Source organism: Bacteroides sp. 14(A), from assembly GCF_000526555.1.
Classification (GTDB): Bacteria; Bacteroidota; Bacteroidia; order Bacteroidales; family Bacteroidaceae; genus Bacteroides; species Bacteroides cellulosilyticus.
The window spans coordinates 2,311,899-2,332,241 of sequence record NZ_JAGH01000002.1 but is presented as its reverse complement, the minus strand read 5'-3'; the positions used below and the strand labels follow the sequence as shown (position 1 = coordinate 2,332,241).

Genomic DNA, 20,343 nt, shown 5'->3' with positions numbered 1-20,343 from the left:
CTTATGAACATATCCGAACTCAGCATACGGCGCCCGGTGCTCTCCACAGTGCTTACCCTTATCATCCTGCTTTTTGGACTTATCGGGTACAGCTATCTCGGCGTCCGCGAATATCCGTCAGTGGATAATCCCATCATTTCGGTATCCTGCTCCTACCCGGGTGCAAATGCCGATGTTATCGAAAACCAGATTACCGAACCATTGGAGCAAAACATCAATGGTATCCCGGGAATCCGTTCCTTGTCCAGTGTCAGCCAACAAGGTTCATCCCGTATTACGGTAGAATTTGAACTCTCCGTAGACCTGGAAACGGCCGCAAACGACGTGCGTGATAAAGTTTCACGCGCCCAGCGTTATCTGCCTCGCGACTGTGACCCTCCTACCGTATCAAAAGCAGATGCGGATGCTACACCGATCCTGATGGTAGCATTGCAAAGTGACAAACGTTCTTTACTGGAACTGAGCGAAATAGCAGACCTCACTGTCAAAGAACAGTTGCAGACTATTTCAGACGTCAGCAGTGTTAGTATCTGGGGTGAAAAACGTTATTCCATGCGTCTTTGGCTCGATCCTATCAAGATGTCAGGTTACGGTATTACACCCATCGATGTTAAGAATGCGGTAGATAAAGAAAATGTGGAACTTCCATCCGGTAGTATCGAAGGTAATACGGTGGAACTCACCATCCGTACATTGGGATTGATGCATACGGCAGAAGAATTTAATAATCTGATTCTGCGGGAAGATAATAACCGTATCATCCGTTTCAGCGATATCGGACGGGCAGAATTAGGACCGGCGGACATCAAGAGTTACATGAAAATGAATGGTGTACCGATGGTAGGTATTGTTGTAGTACCTCAACCAGGTGCCAATCACATCAAGATTGCCGATGCCGTTTATGAACGCATGGAACAGATGCAAAAAGACCTTCCGGATGACGTGCAATACTCTTATGGTTTCGACAATACCAAGTTTATCCGTGCTTCTATCAGTGAGGTAAAGGAAACGGTATATGTAGCATTCATTCTCGTTATTATCATTATCTTCCTTTTCCTGCGCGACTGGCGTGTAACACTGGTACCCTGTATCGTAATTCCCGTTTCGCTTATCGGAGCATTCTTCGTAATGTATCTGGCAGGATTCTCCATCAATGTACTTTCCATGCTGGCGGTAGTGCTGGCAGTAGGTCTGGTGGTGGATGATGCCATTGTAATGACAGAAAACATTTATGTCCGTATTGAACGCGGGATGCCACCCAAAGAGGCCGGTATCGAGGGTGCCAAGGAAATTTTCTTTGCCGTAATCTCTACCACCATCACACTGGTAGCCGTATTCTTCCCCATCGTATTTATGGACGGTATGACTGGACGACTTTTCCGTGAATTCAGTATCGTGGTATCCGGTTCTGTTATCATTTCCTCTTTTGCCGCATTGACTTTCACTCCGATGCTTGCCACCAAACTGCTGGTAAAACAAGAAAAGAAGAACTGGTTCTATATGAAAACCGAGCCATTTTTCGAAGGAATGAACCGCATCTACAGCCGGTCATTGGAAATATTCCTGCACAAGCGCTGGCTGGCTATGCCACTTATCTTAGCAACATTGATAATTATCGTATTTCTGTGGAATGCCATCCCTGCCGAGATGGCACCATTGGAAGACCGTTCACAAATCAGTATCAATACACGTGGAGCAGAGGGTGTAACCTATGAATACATACGAGATTATACGGAAGACATCAATCAGTTGGTAGATTCCATTCTGCCGGATGCAGAATCGGTAACGGCACGTGTATCAAGTGGTAGCGGTAATGTACGTATCACGTTGAAGGACATGAAAGATCGTGACTATACACAGATGGAAGTAGCCGAACAAATTTCGAAGGCTGTGCAGAAAAAGACCAAGGCACGTTCGTTTGTGCAACAATCATCCTCTTTCGGTGGACGACGTGGTGGTATGCCGGTGCAATACGTATTACAAGCTACCAACATCGAAAAGCTGCAAGAAGTATTACCGGTATTTATGGCGAAAGTTTATGAAAATCCTGTTTTCCAAATGGCTGACGTAAACCTGAAGTTCAGTAAGCCGGAAGCCCGCATCAATATCAATCGCGACAAGGCAAGTATCATGGGAGTAAGCACACGCAATATTGCGCAAACACTCCAATACGGATTGAGCGGCCAGCGTATGGGTTATTTCTATATGAATGGAAAGCAATACGAGATATTGGGTGAGATCAACCGCCAGCAACGCAATAAACCTTCCGACCTGAAAGGCATCTATATTCGTAGTGATAAAGGTGAAATGGTGCAGTTGGACAACCTGATTGAACTGACCGGCGGTATCGCTCCTCCGCAATTATACCGTTACAACCGTTTCGTTTCCGCCACTATTTCTGCCGGACTTGCTGATGGGAAAACCATCGGACAAGGGTTGGACGAGATGGACAAGATTGCCAAAGAGACATTGGACGATACATTCCGTACCGCACTGACGGGAGACTCCAAAGAATATAGAGAAAGTTCCTCCAGTCTGATGTTTGCCTTTGTATTGGCAATCCTGCTGATCTACCTGATTCTGGCAGCACAGTTCGAGAGTTTCAAAGACCCGTTGATTATCATGCTTACCGTGCCTTTGGCTATTGCCGGAGCCTTAATATTCATGTACTTCAACGATATTACAATGAATATCTTCAGTCAGATCGGTATCATCATGTTGATTGGTCTGGTGGCAAAGAATGGTATCCTTATTGTAGAGTTTGCCAACCTGAAACAAGAAGCCGGAGAAGATAAAATGGAAGCTATCAAGGATGCATCCTTGCAACGTTTGCGCCCCATCCTAATGACCAGTGCTTCTACCATTCTCGGATTGATACCGTTGGCATTCGCTTCGGGTGAAGGTTGTAACCAGCGCATTGCCATGGGTACAGCCGTAGTGGGCGGTATGTTGGTATCCACATTCCTCACTATGTACATCGTACCTGCCATATATAGTTATGTATCTACTAACAGAAGTAAGTTAAAGAAATCATGAAACGTACGATTTTATCCCTCATAGCCATTTGTAGCACCTCGCTTGCGTTACAAGCGCAGATGCCGCAATCTTATACATTAAAGTCCTGCCTGGAATACGGGCTTCAAAATAACTACTCGCTGCGCATTACCCGCAACGAGGAACAAGTCAGCAAAAACAACGCCACGCTGGGAAACGCCGGTTATCTGCCGACACTTGATCTCTCTGCAAGTTATAAAGGAACCGTAGACAATACAGACAGCAAAGTGCGGGCTACCGGAGAACATGTCAAAGAGAATGGTGTATTCGATCAGACCATGAACGTGGGGCTTAATCTGAACTGGACTATCTTCGACGGCTTCAACATCACCGCCAACTACCAACGTCTGAAAGAGTTGGAAAGACAAGGTGAAACCAATACCCGTATCGCCGTAGAAGACCTGATAGCCAACATCGCTGCCGAATATTACAACTATCTGCAACATAAGATCCGTCTGAATAATTTCCGCTATGCCGTATCTTTGTCCAAAGAGCGTTTGCGTATCGTGGAAGAGCGTTATCACATCGGTAACTTCTCCCGTCTGGATTACCAACAGGCAAAGGTAGACTTCAATGCAGACAGTGCCCAGTATATGAAACAGCAAGAGTTGCTGCATACCTCCCGTATCCAACTGAACGAACTGATGGCGAACGAAGATGTAGACCAGCCCATCATTATTCAAGACAGTCTGATCAACGTAGACGGTGGACTAAACTTTGAAGAGCTTTGGAACATGACTCTGCAAACCAACGCTTCTCTGTTGAAAGCCTATCAAAACAACACGCTTGCCCAGTTGGATTACAAAAAGGTTTGTTCCCGCGACTATCCTTATCTGAAGATGAACGGCGGTTATGGCTATACCTTCAACAAATACGATATCGCCACTAACATCCAACGCGGTAATCTTGGTGCCAACTTCGGCCTGACTATCGGTTTCAACCTGTTCGACGGAAACCGTCGCCGGGAACGCAACAATGCACGTATTGCCATTCAGAATGCCCGCCTGGAACGCGAACAACTGGAACAAGCCTTACGTGCAGACCTGAGCAACTTATGGCAAGCTTACCAGAACAACCTGCAAATGCTGAACCTGGAACGCCAGAACCTTGTAGCCGCTAAAGAAAACCATGAGATTGCCATGGAGCGTTATATGCTGGGAAACCTTTCAGGTATCGAAATGCGTGAAGCACAGAAAAGCCTTTTAGATGCAGAAGAAAGAATTCTTTCGGCGGAGTATAACACTAAATTATGCGAGATTTCTTTGTTGCAAATCAGTGGAAAAGTAACAAAATACCTGGAATAAAACAAATATTCCCCATCAGGCGAATTTTTTTCCTCTACTTTTGCCATCAGTAGAACTATAAAAAACAACGACCATGAAAAAGATTTGCCTGTGTTGTCTGGCCTTGTTGTGCCTGACAAACTTATTCGCACAAGAAACCGTAAACTACAAAGAAAAAAAGCCGTATAAAACTTGGGTAAAGATGGCACCCAAGTTAAACGACGAATTCTTTAAAACTCCTGAAGCCATCCGCATTGGCGACAATGTCCTGCTCTATCAACAAACTACCGGCGGCTGGCCTAAAAATATCTATATGCCTGCCGAACTAACAGAACAAGAGCTGGAAGATGTACTTGCTTCCAAAGATGAAGTGAACGAAAGCACCATAGACAACGACGCCACCAGTACGGAAATCCAATACCTCTCCCGCCTGTATCTAGCCACTCATATTAAGAAATACAAAGACAGTGCGCTGGACGGCATCCGTTATATCCTCAAAGCACAATATCCCAATGGAGGCTGGCCTCAGTTCTGGCCCCGTCCCAAAGGTTACTACACACATATCACCTACAATGACAATGCGATGGTAAATGTAATGGAACTTCTGCGCGAGGTATACGAAAAGAAAGCCCCTTATGAATATGTCCCCGACAGCATCTGCAACCGTGCTCGCGCCGCATTCAACAAAGGTGTGGAGTGCATCCTCAAAACGCAAGTTGTCCTAAATGGCAAACCAACCGTCTGGTGTGCACAACATGACGAACACACCCTTGCTCCCGCTAAAGCACGCGCCTATGAGTTACCCTCACTGAGCGGACAAGAGTCTGACGAAATAGTCATTCTATTAATGTCTCTGCCCAATCCCTCACAAGAGGTTATCAACTGTATAGAAAATGCAGTTGAATGGTTCAAGTCATCCAAGATTGAAGGCATAAAGAAAGAGTTCTTCACCAATGACGAAGGAAAGAAAGACTACCGCATGGTACCATGTACGGATTGTCCTCCTTTGTGGGCACGCTTCTATACACTGGAAGATAACCGTCCTTTCTTTAGTGACCGCGATGGAGTGAAGAAGTTCGATATCTCAGAAATAGGACACGAACGCCGTAACGGATATAGTTGGTATAATAGCGACGGACTGAAAGTGCTGAAGAAGTACGAGCAGTGGAAGAAAAAGAATAAGATACAATGATTCACCACAGAGTAACACTGAGTTTCACAGAATCTTATTTCTTTAATTGCATATATTGAATATTGAACTCTGTGAAACTCAGTGTTACTCTGTGGTGAAATCCCCTAACCTTCCTGCTGAAGTCTTTCCATATACTCGCTCGGAGACATTTTCTCAATACTGGCGAAATAGCGATAGAAGCTGGAACGCGAAGTAAATCCACTCATAAACATAAGTTCTTTCACTGTCAGTTCTTTCCGTAAAGCCGCCTGTTCCTTAAAGTATTGCAGGCGATTGAAATTAATATAATCCCGAAATCCTGAGAAACCATTGTAACGCAATACCTTATTGAACCGGTGCTCATTGGTTCCTATATCCGTCAACACATTCTGCAATGAATATTGGGAATTGGTAAAAGGTGTATGCCCTTTCATAAAGGCCATCAGTTGCTCACTAAGTTCAAGCACTACGGGAGACACTTCAATTTCCTTGATTGCCTCTATTTCCTGCCGGCTTAAATCAATTACCGGCAATGGCGGTAAAGAGAGCGGGTTATCATTGCGCAGATAGAGTATATTCAGCAAGATAGTAGGCACAACCACAAAATACCCGAAAAGGTTAAAACATAAACCACTGGTTCCTAACATCAGCCAGATATACCCCGACATAATCAATCCAAAACATCCCATATAAATATACATCCCCCTACTCTGTACCCGTCGGATAGGTATCCAACGCTTCAGATAAGGAAGAAGAAAGTTCAAGGAAGGCATCAATACACTGATGACAAACAACATCAGTCTGACCACTACATCCTGCTTTCCCAGATTCTCTCCAATAGCAGCGAAGGACTTCAGCATCGTATAATGCCCGTTAAAGAACTGATAACAGCAAGCAATGCAAACAATCAGCAGTATAGGAATGCAATAATTGGTGATCCTTGTCAGCGTCATCCATCCAGGCTTCAGTGAAGCGATGGGAAATAGCGAAAAGAGCTGGAAAAAGAAAATCACGCGTACAATATGCCAAATAGACAAATGATCCATAGGCACCTCAACGAAGCGGGGTATCTCCTCCACTCCACGGCTAAAAAGCCACATCCACTCTATATTATCGCACAGCAGAAGTAGCGACAGAGTGGTAGCCAACATTCCCCAAGCCTTACGAATTTTGCTTTCAGAAGAATGTGCCCAGATAATCCCTCCTGTAACAAGACCGACGATATCGAGCAGCAGCTCTATAAACAACATGATTACACTGGTCATTTTTCCTTTCGCTTTTTATTTTACAGGTGTTCGTTTATCCGATATATTTTTCTGGCGCAAAGTTATAAAACTTATCAACTATGGGGCAATATATACAATCTTTTTAGTACCATTTTCAAGTAGTATTAAGTACCATTTCAGCCATTCCACCCAAAGTGGGACGCTTTTAAGCGAGGAAGGCCGTTCGATATAAAGGGAAATAGGGATATTTGCACATATTAAGCCAGCTACTATACACGTTACTATAAAGCATTAACGAAAGAACATGGAAAAAGAAATTATTATCAACAACAAGTTGAATGAGACCGGGCGTATTTCCCAATTTATGGAAGAATTGGGAGTATCACTCAACATCCCCTCGGAAATAGCGATGAGCATGAATCTCGCGATAGAAGAGATAATAGCCAACATCATTCAATACGCCTATCCGAAAGGAGAATCAAGCGAAATTCAGCTTCAGGCACATATCACTCCCGGAAGGCTGACTTTCCAGATCACGGACGAAGGAATCGCAGTTGATCCGTTCCAGAAAAAAAGTCCGGATGAAAAGCCATCCCTCGAAGAGCAGCTCACCAAAGGATTAGGGCATTTCCTTATTCACCGCACAATGGACGAAGTAAACTACCGAACTACGGACACCCAAAATCTGCTGACTCTAGTGAAACGGTTGGATATAGACTTTAAACCGGACGCTCTGCTGGACACAAACATTTGCAGAGTAGACGGCATCATTGTACTGGATATAAAAGGCCGGTTGGATACAGCCAACGCCCGCGACTTCAGCATAGCCATACAGCCTTTGCTTCAAGAAGACAAGCCCAATATCATCGTCAATTGCGAACAAATGTCCTACATCAGCAGTTCCGGCCTGCGATGCTTTCTTATCCTGCAAAAGAGCGTACAGAAAAATCAGGGAAGTTTGATTATCGAGGCTATGAGGCCGGAAATAAAAAACATCTTTGAAATGACGGGCTGCACTTCTCTCTTTAATATCCGGTAAATATTATGATGAAAAGATTTATTTTCAGCATCTTCCTATTGCCTTTACTACTTGCTTCACCCCAGACTAAAGCACAAGGCATCATGCTCACCCCGAAGTGGACCGCCCAAGCCCAATTTACCGGTTATTACGTGGCGGATAAGCTGGGATTCTATAAGGAGGAGGGAATTGACGTATGCGTACAACATCCTGCCATCTCAGAAAGCTCTTTTTCGTTTATGGAGAAAGGTCGTGCCCCGGTAGTAATCATGAACCTTTCATACGCATTCATGGAGCGGCTTGCAGGCGCACGTGTAGTAAACGTCATGCAGACCTCACAGGAAAACAGTCTGATGCTTATCAGCCACTCTCCTCTTAAAGGCGAGGAATCTCTTCGAAACCAGAAGATAGCCGTATGGAATCATCTGAGCCAAAAACTACTTGACCGGCTTGCAGAGCATTACGCCCTGAAACAGGTAGAATGGATACGGTTCAACAGCGGAGTCAATGTGTTTCTTTCCGGGGCTGCCGATCCTTGCCTGGTAGGAAGTTATAATGAGTATCTCCAATTATCGGAATACGGGATGAACGTTGATTCGATATACTCCATACGTCTTGCCGACTATGGCTACAACCTGCCTGAAGATGGGTTGTACGTCACGGAAGAGTTCTATAACCAATATCCGGAAGTCGTGCGCAAACTGGTAAAAGCCAGTATGCGTGGTTGGGCATGGACCAACGAGCACCGTGAAGAAGCCCTCGATATGGTTATGGAAGAAGTGAAAAAGGGCAATATAGGCACCAATCGCTACCACCAACGCAAAATGCTGGAGGAAGTTCTCCGCCTGCAAGTGGACCAGCAAAGCGGACAACGTACCTACCGCCTCAGCCGGGAAGGATTTGCACGCGCTGCAATGATATTGATGCCTGCCGGAAGTGCCAGTATCCGTTACGAGGATTTTGTAAAATAAACAACACTGCACATCACCATATCCCCCTAATTATATAATCATTCCTCCATGAAAGCATTTTTTTCCCCATCGTTTGCCACCAAACTAAGCATTTATGTGCTGTCTTTCACGCTGATAGTTTTTGTCTGCATCATGATGCTGTTCTATAATTACAGCCGGAAGCAGATAACGGAAGATGCCATAGACCATGCACACGGACTGCTGCGCAACACAGCTACACAAATCAGCGGAGAGTTGCAGATTGTAGAATCTACCCTCGAACAGTCCGTCTGGATTGTGGAGAAAAACCTAAGCACCCCCGATTCTCTAAAAGATGTCCTCACCGCCATCGTGAAAAACAATAGCCTGATTGTAGGAAGCGGTATCGCTTTCATTCCCGGATATTATAAGGAGAAAGGGAAATACTTCATGCCATACGCCTTCAGCATCAACGAGGGGGCAGAAGAGATCGTGAACTATCTGAAACTGGGTGGAGCAGACTACGATTATCCCTGCATGGACTGGTATCTGATACCTAAACTTCTGAAAACGAGTTATTGGAGCGAACCCTACTACGACACGGGAGGCGGAAATACAATTATGAGTACATACGCGCTACCTCTTCGCAACCCACAAGGAGAGGTATATGCCATATTTACGGCCAACATTTCCCTGTCCCGTTTCACCGATATGGTAAATAAGTTGAAACCTTACCAATCCAGCTATACCTTCCTGCTCAGCCGGAACGGTAGTTTCCTCACCCACCCCGACCGGGAAAAGATAATGAACGAAACCATTTTCTCCGTTGCCCTGGGCAAGAATGATGTTCAGGAAGAGGAAATAGGCCGCAATATACTTAACGGTGTGACCGGCACAGCACAATTCAACAATGCGGAACAGGACTCATACGCTCTATATACTGCCATCCCTAACTGTGGATGGTCTGTATGCACCATCTGCCCCAGCCAGGTGATACTCCACAATCTGGATGCCACCTCCCACCGCATCATCTATATTTTCCTGGCAGGTATGCTGGTACTGCTTCCGTTGATCTATCAAATCATTCACAGACTGGTACGTCCGCTCAGAAAATTTTCCGAATCCGCCCGTTCCATTGCCACAGGACGTTTTGATGTGGCATTACCCGAAGTACACTCCAAAGATGAAATAAAAGATTTGCACGACTCACTGGTCTATATGCAGCAGTCATTGTCGGGCTACGTTTCGGAACTGCGCACAACGACCGCCTCCAAAGAGCGCATTGAAAGCGAATTGTCCATTGCCCGCGAGATACAGATGGGAATGATTCCCAAAATCTTCCCACCCTACCCCGAACGGGAAGACGTGGACCTGCATGCCATATTGCATCCTGCCAAAGAAGTAGGCGGCGACCTCTACGATTTCTTTATCGACAATGACCGGCTTTACTTCGTCATCGGTGACGTATCGGGCAAAGGTGTTCCGGCCTCACTCTTCATGGCCATTGCACGCAGCCTGTTCCGCACCCTCGCCCAACAGGCCACCTCGCCTGCCGAGATTATGAGCAAGATGAACCGTTCTATCTCCGAAAACAACGAGGCCAATATGTTCGTTACCCTCATCATCGGCATACTCGACCTGAAAACCGGAAGCCTGCGTTTCTGTAATGCCGGACACAATCCACCTATTATAATAGGTGCAGACGGAAATACAACGCTACTAAAGGCAAAAATACAGTTATTCGTAGGAGTACTGGAAGATATGGAATACACCGATGAAGAAATCACTCTTGAAAAGAATACCCGTCTTTTCCTTTATACCGACGGAATAACCGAGGCTGAAAATGCCTCCAAAGAACTGTATGGTGAAGATCGCCTATTATCAACTCTGGCTCCGTTGGGCACTTTCGACGTACGCATAATAGTAGATACAGTGGTTCGTTCCGTAGCCTCCCATGTACAACAAGCAGAGGCCAGTGACGACATGACCATTCTGCTAATTCATTATGAACCTAAAACAATAAAACCATAACATCATGGAAAAAGAGATCCGAATAACCAACGAGCTGGATGAGATCACAGCCTTGGCAATCTTTGTAGAAGAATTCTGTTCTGACTTGTCCCTGCCGACAGAAACAACCATGCATATCAATCTGGCACTGGAAGAAGCTGTCAGCAATGTTATCATGTATGCCTACCCGCTGGAAGAGCATCATGAAATCCGACTAAAAGCCAGCCTGACAGACAATCAATTAATCTTCTTACTGACCGACAAGGGACTTTCCTTCGACCCGACCAATGCCCCGGATGCCGATATCACCATTCCCATTGAAGAACGTGCCATTGGTGGACTGGGTATATTCCTGATACGAAGCATTATGAATGAAGTTTCATACCAACGCCTGGACGGTGAAAACCGTCTGACCATGAAGAAGTATATTGAATTAGGATAATCCTACAGAGACTATCCCATCACCCATTTCGTTTTCTTTCCAAAACAACGGTATGCCATTGCCACCAGGAACCAGGAAACGCCAAATGCAACCACTGCGGCGACAGGTATCTGCAAACACAACGGAACACCTGCCGCCCGCATCAGTACCACTGACGGACCGGTGAAGAAATAGTGTATCATATAAACTCCGAAACCGCAAAGTGTCAGATTGGATAATGCCTTTATCATCCGCTCCGAACGAATGTTCACTCTCTTTGCCCACATAAATACAGGAATGGTCATCATCACCACATTCAGTGAACAATAGGTAAAGAACAATTCCAGCATTTCATCCGTAAAGTCCGGCAATGCCGTCATGTGGCGGAAACCGAAGAAAGTAACCGCATAGCCCACCACAAACATAGGAACGCCTATCAGTGCAGCTTGCCGTCCAGTCCAGTCATGGTTGCGCAGATAATGCCCCAGAAGCAGGTATCCATTAAAGCCGGCAAAATAATAAAGCATGCCGAATGAGTTCCACGAACAAGTTCCCCACAAGTATTGCGCTACAAACTCATTATAATAAGGTATAAGCAATGTCACTCCCCATACTGCCAAGAACCAGAGTTTGGCTTTCTCCGAAGCTTTCTCCACCCAGGCGGAGAATATCGGCAAATACAAGTAGAGTCCTATCAGCAAATAAATGTACCACATGTGTACATCGAGGATAGAAAAATTAAAAGGAAGTTCGGCAATATATCCCATGCTGACAACTAAAGACTGACGCATCACTTCTTCGCCCGAGTACGGGAAGAAGTCAAGAATCACCCGCGGTTCCACTCCCAGCAATCCTGTAATCCAAGGGAAAAGATTATAAATTACCGACCAGATAAGAAACGGAAAAAACACACGTGGAATACGTTTCTTATAGAATACGGATGCATCCCCACGCACAGGAAGCAACAAAGCTCCCGTTATCATCACAAAAAGAGGTACGCACGGACGCAGCACCGCCCCATAGACAGCCCCCCAAAACTTGATATCTTCAATATTCGGAGCCGTTCCCGGATAAAAGTTGAAAGGGTCTGTGCAATGACAACAAACCACGGTAAACATAGCTATCAGTCGCACGACATCCAGCCAAACAACACGGGAGTCCGCCTTCGGAGAAATGTGGGGAGTAGTTTCCATAACTGTCAATAAGATTAATCTGATTTTGAAGGTGTAAAGATAGAAATTAGTATCGGCATACAAGAATATCTTATTATTTTTCTGATATCCACCTGAGGTTAGTGACACTTAAAAAAATACTTCTTTATTTCCTACATCCTACACCGACAACCGTTCTCTCTTGATTATCAAGCAAATAAATAACATAAAATGGTGTAGGATAGTGTAGGATGGTGTAGGCAAACCTGTTGCAGAACTTATAGACTCCACAATGGAATACTTAGGAACAATAAGAAAAACGGGAAGAAGGTCGTATGAAAACCAAGCTTTGCTTTATTGTTTTTGTTCTTTTGCCTGTAGCAAAACTTCATCCCACAGTTGCGGGCTCTACGTTTTCCATATGGGGGCTGTTCGTCCCGCAATTGTGGGCTGCACAGCCCCCATATGGAAAACAAGGTTTTGCTTATAGCATAATGACATAAGCATGAAAGCTTTAGGGGAAAAAGGAAGGAGCATATCAAGTTCTACATCTATTAAACCAAGAAAGCTGTCCCAAGGAGTTAATCAACTTCTTCGGGACAGCTTTCATTTAATCTATAGAAAGATTCCTCTTATTTACTACAATTCCAAGGTTTCAATTGTTTAAAGAAATCGTTGCCTTTGTCATCTACCAGGATGAATGCAGGGAAGTCTTCCACTTCAATCTTCCAGATAGCTTCCATACCGAGTTCGGGATATTCTACACATTCGATACTCTTGATGTTGTTCTGTGCCAGGATAGCGGCAGGACCACCGATAGAACCGAGATAGAAACCACCGTACTTCTTGCAAGCATCCGTCACCTGCTGACTACGGTTACCCTTTGCAAGCATAACCATGCTGCCACCATGACTTTGGAACAACTCTACATACGAGTCCATACGTCCCGCAGTAGTGGGGCCCATAGAGCCACAAGCCATACCAGCCGGAGTCTTGGCAGGACCGGCATAGTAAATCGGATGATCCTTGATATACTGTGGCAAATCTTCACCACGGTCCAGACGTTCTTTCAGCTTAGCATGTGCAATGTCACGGCCTACGATAATCGTACCATTCAATGACAGACGTGTAGCCACCGGATATTTAGTCAGTTCCTTCAAGATATCTGCCATCGGCTGGTTCAGGTTTATCTTAACCACGGCACCTTCGCCTGCATGACGCATTTCTTCCGGGATGAGTTCGCCCGGATTACTGTCCAGTTTTTCAATCCAGATACCTTCTTTGTTGATCTTACACTTGATGTTACGGTCGGCAGAGCAAGAAACGCCCAGACCTACCGGACAAGATGCACCGTGACGAGGCAGACGAATGATACGGATATCATGAGCCAGATATTTACCGCCGAACTGTGCACCGAGGCCAATCCTATGAGCTTCTTCCAACACTTCTTTCTCAAGTTCTACATCACGGAAGGCACGTCCATATTCGTTACCCGTAGTGGGCAACTCATCATAATAATGAGTAGAAGCCAGCTTTACCGTCAGCAGGTTCTTCTCAGCAGAAGTACCGCCAATGACGAAAGCGATGTGGTAAGGAGGACAAGCAGCTGTACCCAGCGTCTTCATTTTCTCAACGAGGAAAGGAACCAGAGTGCCGGGATTCAGGATTGCTTTTGTTTCCTGATACAGGTAAGTCTTATTGGCCGAACCGCCACCTTTGGTCACGCAAAGGAACTTATATTCCATACCTTCGGTAGCTTCGATATCTATTTGCGCAGGCAGGTTACACTTCGTGTTCACCTCGTCGTACATATTCAACGGAGCATTCTGAGAGTAACGCAGGTTTTCTTCAGTATATGTTTTGTAGACACCCAACGAAAGAGCTTCTTCATCACAATAGCCAGTCCATACCTGCTGTCCCTTTTCACCATGAACGATAGCCGTACCGGTATCCTGACAGAAAGGAAGCACGCCTTTTGAAGCTACTTCTGCATTGCGCAGGAAGGTCAGTGCTACATATTTATCATTATCACTTGCTTCGGGGTCGCGCAAAATCTTAGCAACTTGCTCATTGTGCGAACGGCGCAACATAAATGACACATCGCGGAAAGCCGTGTTAGCCATTGCTGTAAGACCTTCTTTTTCAATCTTCAGAATGGGCTTTCCTTCAAACTCGCTTACGGATACATAGTCTTTTGTAAGCAGATAATACTCAGTCTTATCTTCCCCATGCTCAAACATAGGTTGATACTTGAACGGAGGTGTTGTTGCCATAATTACTCGTAAATTAAATTAATGAATCGTAGCACAAAGGTAAGAACTATTATTGAAATATTTCTTTAATTAGAGTGAAAATGATGACACCCTCTGCATACGACCTATCAATTCGTCACCCAACGCTGTCTTATCTTCAATATGTTTCAGCACGGCAGTGACAAACGGATTACTTTCAAAGTCACCGCGCACCTGCTCAAAGTCCATTTCTTTCTCTGCGCGCGAGCCGTCGGCACCGAAGCCCGTCATAGAAGCCAGCGAGAATTCTTTCTTGGCATCATCATACACCATACGGTCCAACCCGACTACCGCTTCCTTCCACTTCTCTACAATGCGGATGATGTCTGTAGCCGTAATATTGTCCGGTTTGATTCCGTAGTATTCCTCCAACTTTTCATAAGCCCAGGTCCACTCATAAGTGTAGTAGTTCTGATGCATCTTCTCAAATTCAGCATTGATGTACTTCAGACGGTCTACTTTTCCACACTCGATATCATTGATCAGGGCATCTATCTCGCTCTTCGGAGCTATCAGGCCGGAAATGTCCACCCACTCACCGCTACCCACTGTGGTGTCGGGCTTCAGGCGGGCACGTATTTCTTCATTACTTTTGAATTCAATACCTTCCAGACGTTTGATGACAGAGTTTCCAAGGAATTTATGGATGGCGATCTCATAGAACTTGATACCCTTCACCAATGCCGAGTTACGGATCTTCGCACTATGGAAAGAATAGATATCGGAAAGTTCGCCCGAAGCATGGCGCAGGTTCTGCAAAGTTTCCCGTCCCTTGAACATCTTCTGCACAGTATAGGGACTGAGTAAGTTGTAATTGATGAAATCCAGTTTGTTGGAATCCGTACGTCCATCACGCTTCGGCCACTTCTGTGCATCACGGATGGTTCCTACACTTCGCAGGTTGACACCCGGTACAAGATAAGTAGTATTGTTCTGCTCTATCAGATAGGAGAAAGGCAAGTTAGAAGTATCGGAATGATTCACATGGCGGCCCATTACCAATGAAAAAGCGCCTACACGGGCGGGCCAAAGAATATAGGAATCGGAAGTAGTTTTAGCACCACGTTCCAATGTTCCCTGATGGATAGGGCCTAACTTATACATGTGATTACTCTGGTTGGAACCCGAACCGGCATTCATGAATGAAAACATACCGGCAATCAGTAAAGTGGACTTATGATGCGTCACCGTGAACGGTCCGGCAAAGATAGCGCATGCCTCGCCATTCTCTCCCTGACAATTGCTGAAAAAAAGCGATTCGGACGCAGAATAATTATGTCCCAAACGACAGGCCTGGCCTATAAAGCAACGGCTCAGCATAGCTCCATCGTCTATATGTGAACCGGAAGAGATGATAAAATCATCACAAATAACTCCATGACCAAGGTGTACCGGTGCTTCCGCATTACTATTAATGCTACCATTATAAAGACGACAAGTTCCGCAGATATGACAATAGTCTCCGATACGTACATTCTTGATAGAACCTGTATTGAGTATCATCACATGATTGCCGATAGTACCTACCGAAGAGGCATGCTTATTGGAGTAGAAGTCTGTTATAGACTTCATCCGGCAAATCAATTCCGGGCGGTGGCGGTAAAGCGCCAGGATATAAGCCTGATGCGCAGAAAGTTTATCATTGATAAGTACTTCACGCCCACCGGTTTCATTCAGTACGGATACTTCTACCCCATTACCGAATTTACTCAATCCGTCCACCAGGATGATGTCTACATTCTCAATGAATGTGTCATGCCCGATCTCATAATTAGCAATGTAGTTCTGGATGTTCTCAATGCAACAGTTATCCCCCACCGTGACATTGTGGAGTGTTACATGACGCAAACCGGAATGTTTTTTAATTCCACCCGGCAATGTGAACTCTGATTGAAATACGCCTAAACGTACATCTCCCGAGAAACGGGTGTGATGTACAAACTCGGTAACAAAGTCTTCTGCTACCATTACTTTCCCCCAATCATCCGCCAGACACGACTGGCTTTTCAACCGGAGTACTTCGTCTTCGGTTAAATGTCTGTAATTCATGACCAACAAATTTTAGTTTATTCTTCCTCTTCTTCGTAGGTCTGATAAAGAAAATCGTTATAAGGGTATTTCTGTACATGCAGTTCTTTCACGCGTGCATAAACCACACTCTTCAGTTCCTCCAAATTGATCTTCTCACGGGCAGAGATAAAGAGGCAATTATCCTCCATCTTTGCCATCCAAGTCTTCATCAGTTCCTCGAGTGTCAAGTTTTCCTTTGTTCTGGGGGTAAGGTCGTCAGCCGCTTTCTCCACATAGGTGTAAGCGTCTATTTTATTGAATACAAGTATGATTGGCTTACCGGATGCACCGATATCCGCCAATGTTTTATTGACTACTTCTATCTGTTCTTCAAAATCCGGATGTGAAATATCCACAATGTGCAACAGCAGATCTGCCTCGCGCACTTCGTCCAGTGTCGACTTGAAAGAGTCCACCAGGTCAGTAGGCAACTTACGGATGAAACCAACCGTATCTGAAAGCAGGAACGGCAGATTATCAATAATCACCTTGCGCACTGTAGTATCCAATGTTGCAAACAGTTTATTTTCTGCAAATACTTCGCTCTTGGCAAGCAGGTTCATCAATGTAGATTTGCCCACATTGGTATATCCCACTAATGCCGCACGTATCATACGTCCACGGTTCTTTCGCTGAGTTGACTTCTGCTTATCGATCTCTGCCAGACGTTCTTTCAGTAATGACATACGGTTCAGGATAATACGACGGTCCATTTCCAACTGCGTTTCACCCGGACCGCGAAGTCCCACCGAACCTTTACCGCCACCGGCACCGGAACCACCACCCTGGCGTTCCAAGTGGGTCCACAAACGTTGCAGACGGGGAAGCATGTATTTATACTGTGCCAGTTCCACCTGCGTCTTTGCATTGGCTGTCTGTGCACGCATGGCAAAAATATCGAGAATAAGCGAGGTGCGATCCAATATCTTGATCTTCAACTCAGCTTCAATGTTACGTATCTGTTTCGCGGAGAGTTCATCGTCGAAAATCACCATACCGATTTCCCGTTCGGCTTCCTCTTCGTTCCGAATATATTCTTTAATTTCTTCCAGTTTACCTTTGCCGACGTAGGTCACAGAATGTGCCTGGTCCAGCTTCTGGGTAAATCGTTTCACTACTTCCGCCCCGGCTGTCTCAGCCAAGAATTCCAGTTCATCGAGATATTCGTTTGTCTTACGCTCATCCTGTGTTTTTGTGATGAGACCAACCAATACCGCCGTTTCTGCCTGTACTTCGGAGATTACAAATTCTTTCATTTACTATACCTATTTATTATATATTGGGCGACAAATATAATTATTTTTGCAGAAATCCTTCTGCTATTTTCTCATTTAATTCTATAACAATATCTTTATAATCAGCACGGCGACCGCATGCACGAATTTCCAGTAAAGGATACTTATCAAGAATATGCGACATCAGATCGGTCATGGAAGGCGCTGTGGGCAACTGGCTATACTCTTCATACGTATAGGTAAGAAAAGCCACATTAGGACCTATTCCCTTATTATCCAGTAAGTATCCCTTATTCAAAAGAGTAGGCAGACGTAACCCATCCCCCATTTTCAAATCCCCGGGCGCAGGATAGGACAAAATGCGGGTACGAGCCTCATCCATCATCACCGGTACCTGGTGTGAATAATCAGCCTTGGTTTTATAAATATAAACCATCGGAGAGGTAGAGGCCGGATTACCACCTGTCAACTGTGGAGTAATTACTCCAGAATTCATTTCTATCTTTTGCATATCAGAGGTGACCATTGTTTCCTTTTTCGCAGAACGGCAACCCGCCAATAGCACAAGTAAGGTTGCTATTACAATATTAATTCTCTTTTTCATTTTAAAAACTTACATTGATGGATTCCCTTGTCCGTTACAGCCTGCAAAAGATACACTCCCGTAGGATATTCCCGGCAAGAGAAAGTTATAGTTTCTTTTCCTTCAGACAATATTTGTTTCAACAGACGCCCGTTTACATCATATAGATTCAACCTGTGGGAATTCTCCGGCAAATGAACAACCACGGTTTCCTGTTGCTTATCACAGAAAGCAGTAAATTGTATTTCTTGCTTCGTCTCTATAATTGAAGTAGGATCAGCCTTAACAATAATCTCATTCGTGGTATCAGGACCACCATGAACCACTTTCCATTCGGCATCATTTGTTCCTTTGTAGACTGCAACAATACGATCACCGGGTTGTGGAGTCAATGAGATTCTACAGGAAGGAGCAAAGGACACTGTATAATATGTCTGCATACTTGGAATATCCGAAATTCTTGATATAAATTCTCTTATATTCAGATTCTTATCAACCATAGCCAAAGCTACTTTTCCCGAGAACGAGTCTAATCCCAAATTCCAGAGGAAGCCGCACTTCACAATAAAGGAAGAATTTACATTAAATTGAGTTTCAGAGGTTTCCAAGCCGGAATAATAAGTCCCATCTTGAGATTTCCCAGCAAGCATGGCCAATAATGTTTGATAGCTTGAATTTCCCTCCGCCGGCTTTAGCCCGAACAAAGCGTCTTGATTCGCGACAAAGCCACCGCCAGTACTACCACCTGCTCCCTGATTATTCGGATTCAAAGCTGAAATCAGGAAATAACCATTGCTATAGCCACTCCACCCCCAATTTACTCTAAAATAATCCTCCGTTGTATATCCATCCAATATGAATTGATGTCCTTCATTACTAAGAGTAGCTCCACCGTAAAGCACAGGGCCTACTGTCATTATTTCATTTTCCAGCATTTGTATCCACTCTGCATCCGAATACCATTCACGACGAAGACACAACATGCTTTTATTGTAATTCATATACTCTGCCAATCCATGAACTGCTGTCAATGTAGAGGCACCGGTTCCACCGGCAGAAGCGATATTAAACTGTGATTGAGCCATAACACCACAGTCGTACATCAAAGTTGCAACTTCATTTTTAGAAATCTCGGATGAATTCCGATCATATTGAAGTGGCATATCGTTCCAAGCATAAGTATGTCCCAAAGTTCTCCCCGATACATTTTGGTGAATTTTAGCTCCACTAACTAGCGCCTCATAACTATAAGCTGGAAGAGTACCCGTTCCTGCATTCGGCCATTGATGATATCGCATCAATATGGATATAGCCGTTGCCACACACCCTGTAACTGTCTGGGTGCCTTCTATTTTAGGACAAAGCGTATTATAAGGACTCTCTTGATCCCACTCCGCCGTTTGATACTGCTTTACCACATCTCCGGTTGTCATATCCGACACCCCTCTCCACGCTTCATATACAACATCAGAAGTATTCAGTCCCGTCTCTCTTGCCTCGTTGATCTGTTCTTTCAGCCCATTCATCCAACTTTTCAGATTAGAAGGCATCCCATCTACCACAAAGCTGTTTGTGAAAGAATAACCTAGTACAGGCATAACCACATCATCTCCGGCAATAATAACAAAACCTTTCTGGTCGGTACTATTAAAAACATAGAAAGCCGGAAGATTCCCTGCACTACGGGTATTCGCATCTTCCCCATCCCAAACTAATTGTAACTGTGGTGACGCAGCAGTACTACGGGTTTGAACATTCGTTTTAAAGAAATCGGTAGCTAAAGCATGAGCTTGCTCTGCTGTTACATTATCAGCAAGAAGCCGATTTGCAAGAAGAATAAATAGAAAGAGTAGTGTACACCTCATATAGTCAGGGGTTAGTTGTTTTTAGTAGCACCTCAA

General features: G+C 44.8%; 14 protein-coding genes. 7 read left to right on the top strand and 7 right to left on the bottom strand.

Annotation, left to right across the window (positions count from 1 at the left end; all coding sequences use genetic code 11):
* Positions 1 to 3 precede the first annotated feature (3 nt).
* The 3 genes from K429_RS0116230 (at position 4) to pelA (ending at position 5,529) form a co-directional block, all read left to right on the top strand.
* Positions 4 to 3,036: an efflux RND transporter permease subunit gene (locus K429_RS0116230; RefSeq protein WP_007213327.1), complete on the top strand. Its 3,033-nt coding sequence runs from the start codon at positions 4 to 6 to the stop codon at positions 3,034 to 3,036.
* The gene (locus tag K429_RS0116225; RefSeq protein ID WP_007219635.1) at positions 3,033 to 4,358 is read left to right on the top strand and encodes a TolC family protein; all 1,326 of its coding nucleotides are present in this window, start codon (positions 3,033 to 3,035) and stop codon (positions 4,356 to 4,358) included. Before K429_RS0116230 ends, K429_RS0116225 begins: the two co-directional genes overlap by 4 nt.
* Before the next feature lie 73 nt (positions 4,359 to 4,431).
* Positions 4,432 to 5,529: a pectate lyase gene (pelA, locus tag K429_RS0116220; RefSeq protein ID WP_026367604.1), complete on the top strand. Its 1,098-nt coding sequence runs from the start codon at positions 4,432 to 4,434 to the stop codon at positions 5,527 to 5,529.
* 104 nt (positions 5,530 to 5,633) lie between these two features.
* Here the strand turns inward: pelA and K429_RS0116215 are convergent, their stop codons facing one another.
* Positions 5,634 to 6,773, bottom strand: coding sequence for a helix-turn-helix domain-containing protein (locus K429_RS0116215; protein ID WP_026367603.1), 1,140 nt, complete (start codon positions 6,771 to 6,773; stop codon positions 5,634 to 5,636).
* Between the two features lie 265 nt (positions 6,774 to 7,038).
* Between K429_RS0116215 and K429_RS0116210 the strand changes: the two genes are divergently transcribed.
* Genes K429_RS0116210 through K429_RS0116195 form a run of 4 tightly spaced genes read left to right on the top strand, consistent with a single transcriptional unit; the run spans position 7,039 to position 11,133 of the window.
* Positions 7,039 to 7,773 (top strand): anti-sigma factor antagonist, encoded by a 735-nt coding sequence (locus K429_RS0116210; RefSeq protein ID WP_007213198.1) that lies wholly within the window; start codon positions 7,039 to 7,041, stop codon positions 7,771 to 7,773.
* A gap of 5 nt (positions 7,774 to 7,778) precedes the next feature.
* Positions 7,779 to 8,723, top strand: coding sequence for an ABC transporter substrate-binding protein (locus K429_RS0116205; protein WP_026367602.1), 945 nt, complete (start codon positions 7,779 to 7,781; stop codon positions 8,721 to 8,723).
* A gap of 48 nt (positions 8,724 to 8,771) precedes the next feature.
* A complete protein-coding gene (locus K429_RS0116200) occupies positions 8,772 to 10,712 on the top strand; it encodes a SpoIIE family protein phosphatase (RefSeq protein WP_022210531.1) in 1,941 nt (646 codons plus the stop codon).
* 4 nt (positions 10,713 to 10,716) lie between these two features.
* Positions 10,717 to 11,133 (top strand): ATP-binding protein, encoded by a 417-nt coding sequence (locus tag K429_RS0116195; RefSeq protein ID WP_022210532.1) that lies wholly within the window; start codon positions 10,717 to 10,719, stop codon positions 11,131 to 11,133.
* Between the two features lie 11 nt (positions 11,134 to 11,144).
* Here K429_RS0116195 and K429_RS0116190 read toward each other — a convergent pair whose 3' ends face one another.
* The 6 genes from K429_RS0116190 to K429_RS0116160 all read right to left on the bottom strand — a co-directional run bounded on the left by K429_RS0116190 (position 11,145) and on the right by K429_RS0116160 (position 20,307).
* Positions 11,145 to 12,305 carry an acyltransferase gene (locus K429_RS0116190; protein ID WP_022210533.1) on the bottom strand — a complete coding sequence of 387 codons (1,161 nt, stop codon included), beginning with the start codon at positions 12,303 to 12,305 and terminating at the stop codon, positions 11,145 to 11,147.
* 590 nt (positions 12,306 to 12,895) lie between these two features.
* Complete coding sequence (locus K429_RS0116180) at positions 12,896 to 14,536, bottom strand: fumarate hydratase (protein WP_007213191.1); 1,641 nt, start codon at positions 14,534 to 14,536, stop codon at positions 12,896 to 12,898.
* A gap of 69 nt (positions 14,537 to 14,605) precedes the next feature.
* The gene (locus K429_RS0116175) at positions 14,606 to 16,603 is read right to left on the bottom strand and encodes a DUF4954 family protein (protein WP_026367601.1); all 1,998 of its coding nucleotides are present in this window, start codon (positions 16,601 to 16,603) and stop codon (positions 14,606 to 14,608) included.
* Positions 16,604 to 16,620: 17 nt separating this feature from the next.
* Complete coding sequence (gene hflX, locus K429_RS0116170) at positions 16,621 to 17,880, bottom strand: GTPase HflX (RefSeq protein WP_007213076.1); 1,260 nt, start codon at positions 17,878 to 17,880, stop codon at positions 16,621 to 16,623.
* Between the two features lie 40 nt (positions 17,881 to 17,920).
* The gene (locus K429_RS0116165; RefSeq protein ID WP_026367600.1) at positions 17,921 to 18,463 is read right to left on the bottom strand and encodes a hypothetical protein; all 543 of its coding nucleotides are present in this window, start codon (positions 18,461 to 18,463) and stop codon (positions 17,921 to 17,923) included.
* Complete coding sequence (locus K429_RS0116160) at positions 18,460 to 20,307, bottom strand: thiol protease/hemagglutinin PrtT (protein ID WP_026367599.1); 1,848 nt, start codon at positions 20,305 to 20,307, stop codon at positions 18,460 to 18,462. Before K429_RS0116160 ends, K429_RS0116165 begins: the two co-directional genes overlap by 4 nt.
* Between the last annotated feature and the right edge of the window lie 36 nt (positions 20,308 to 20,343).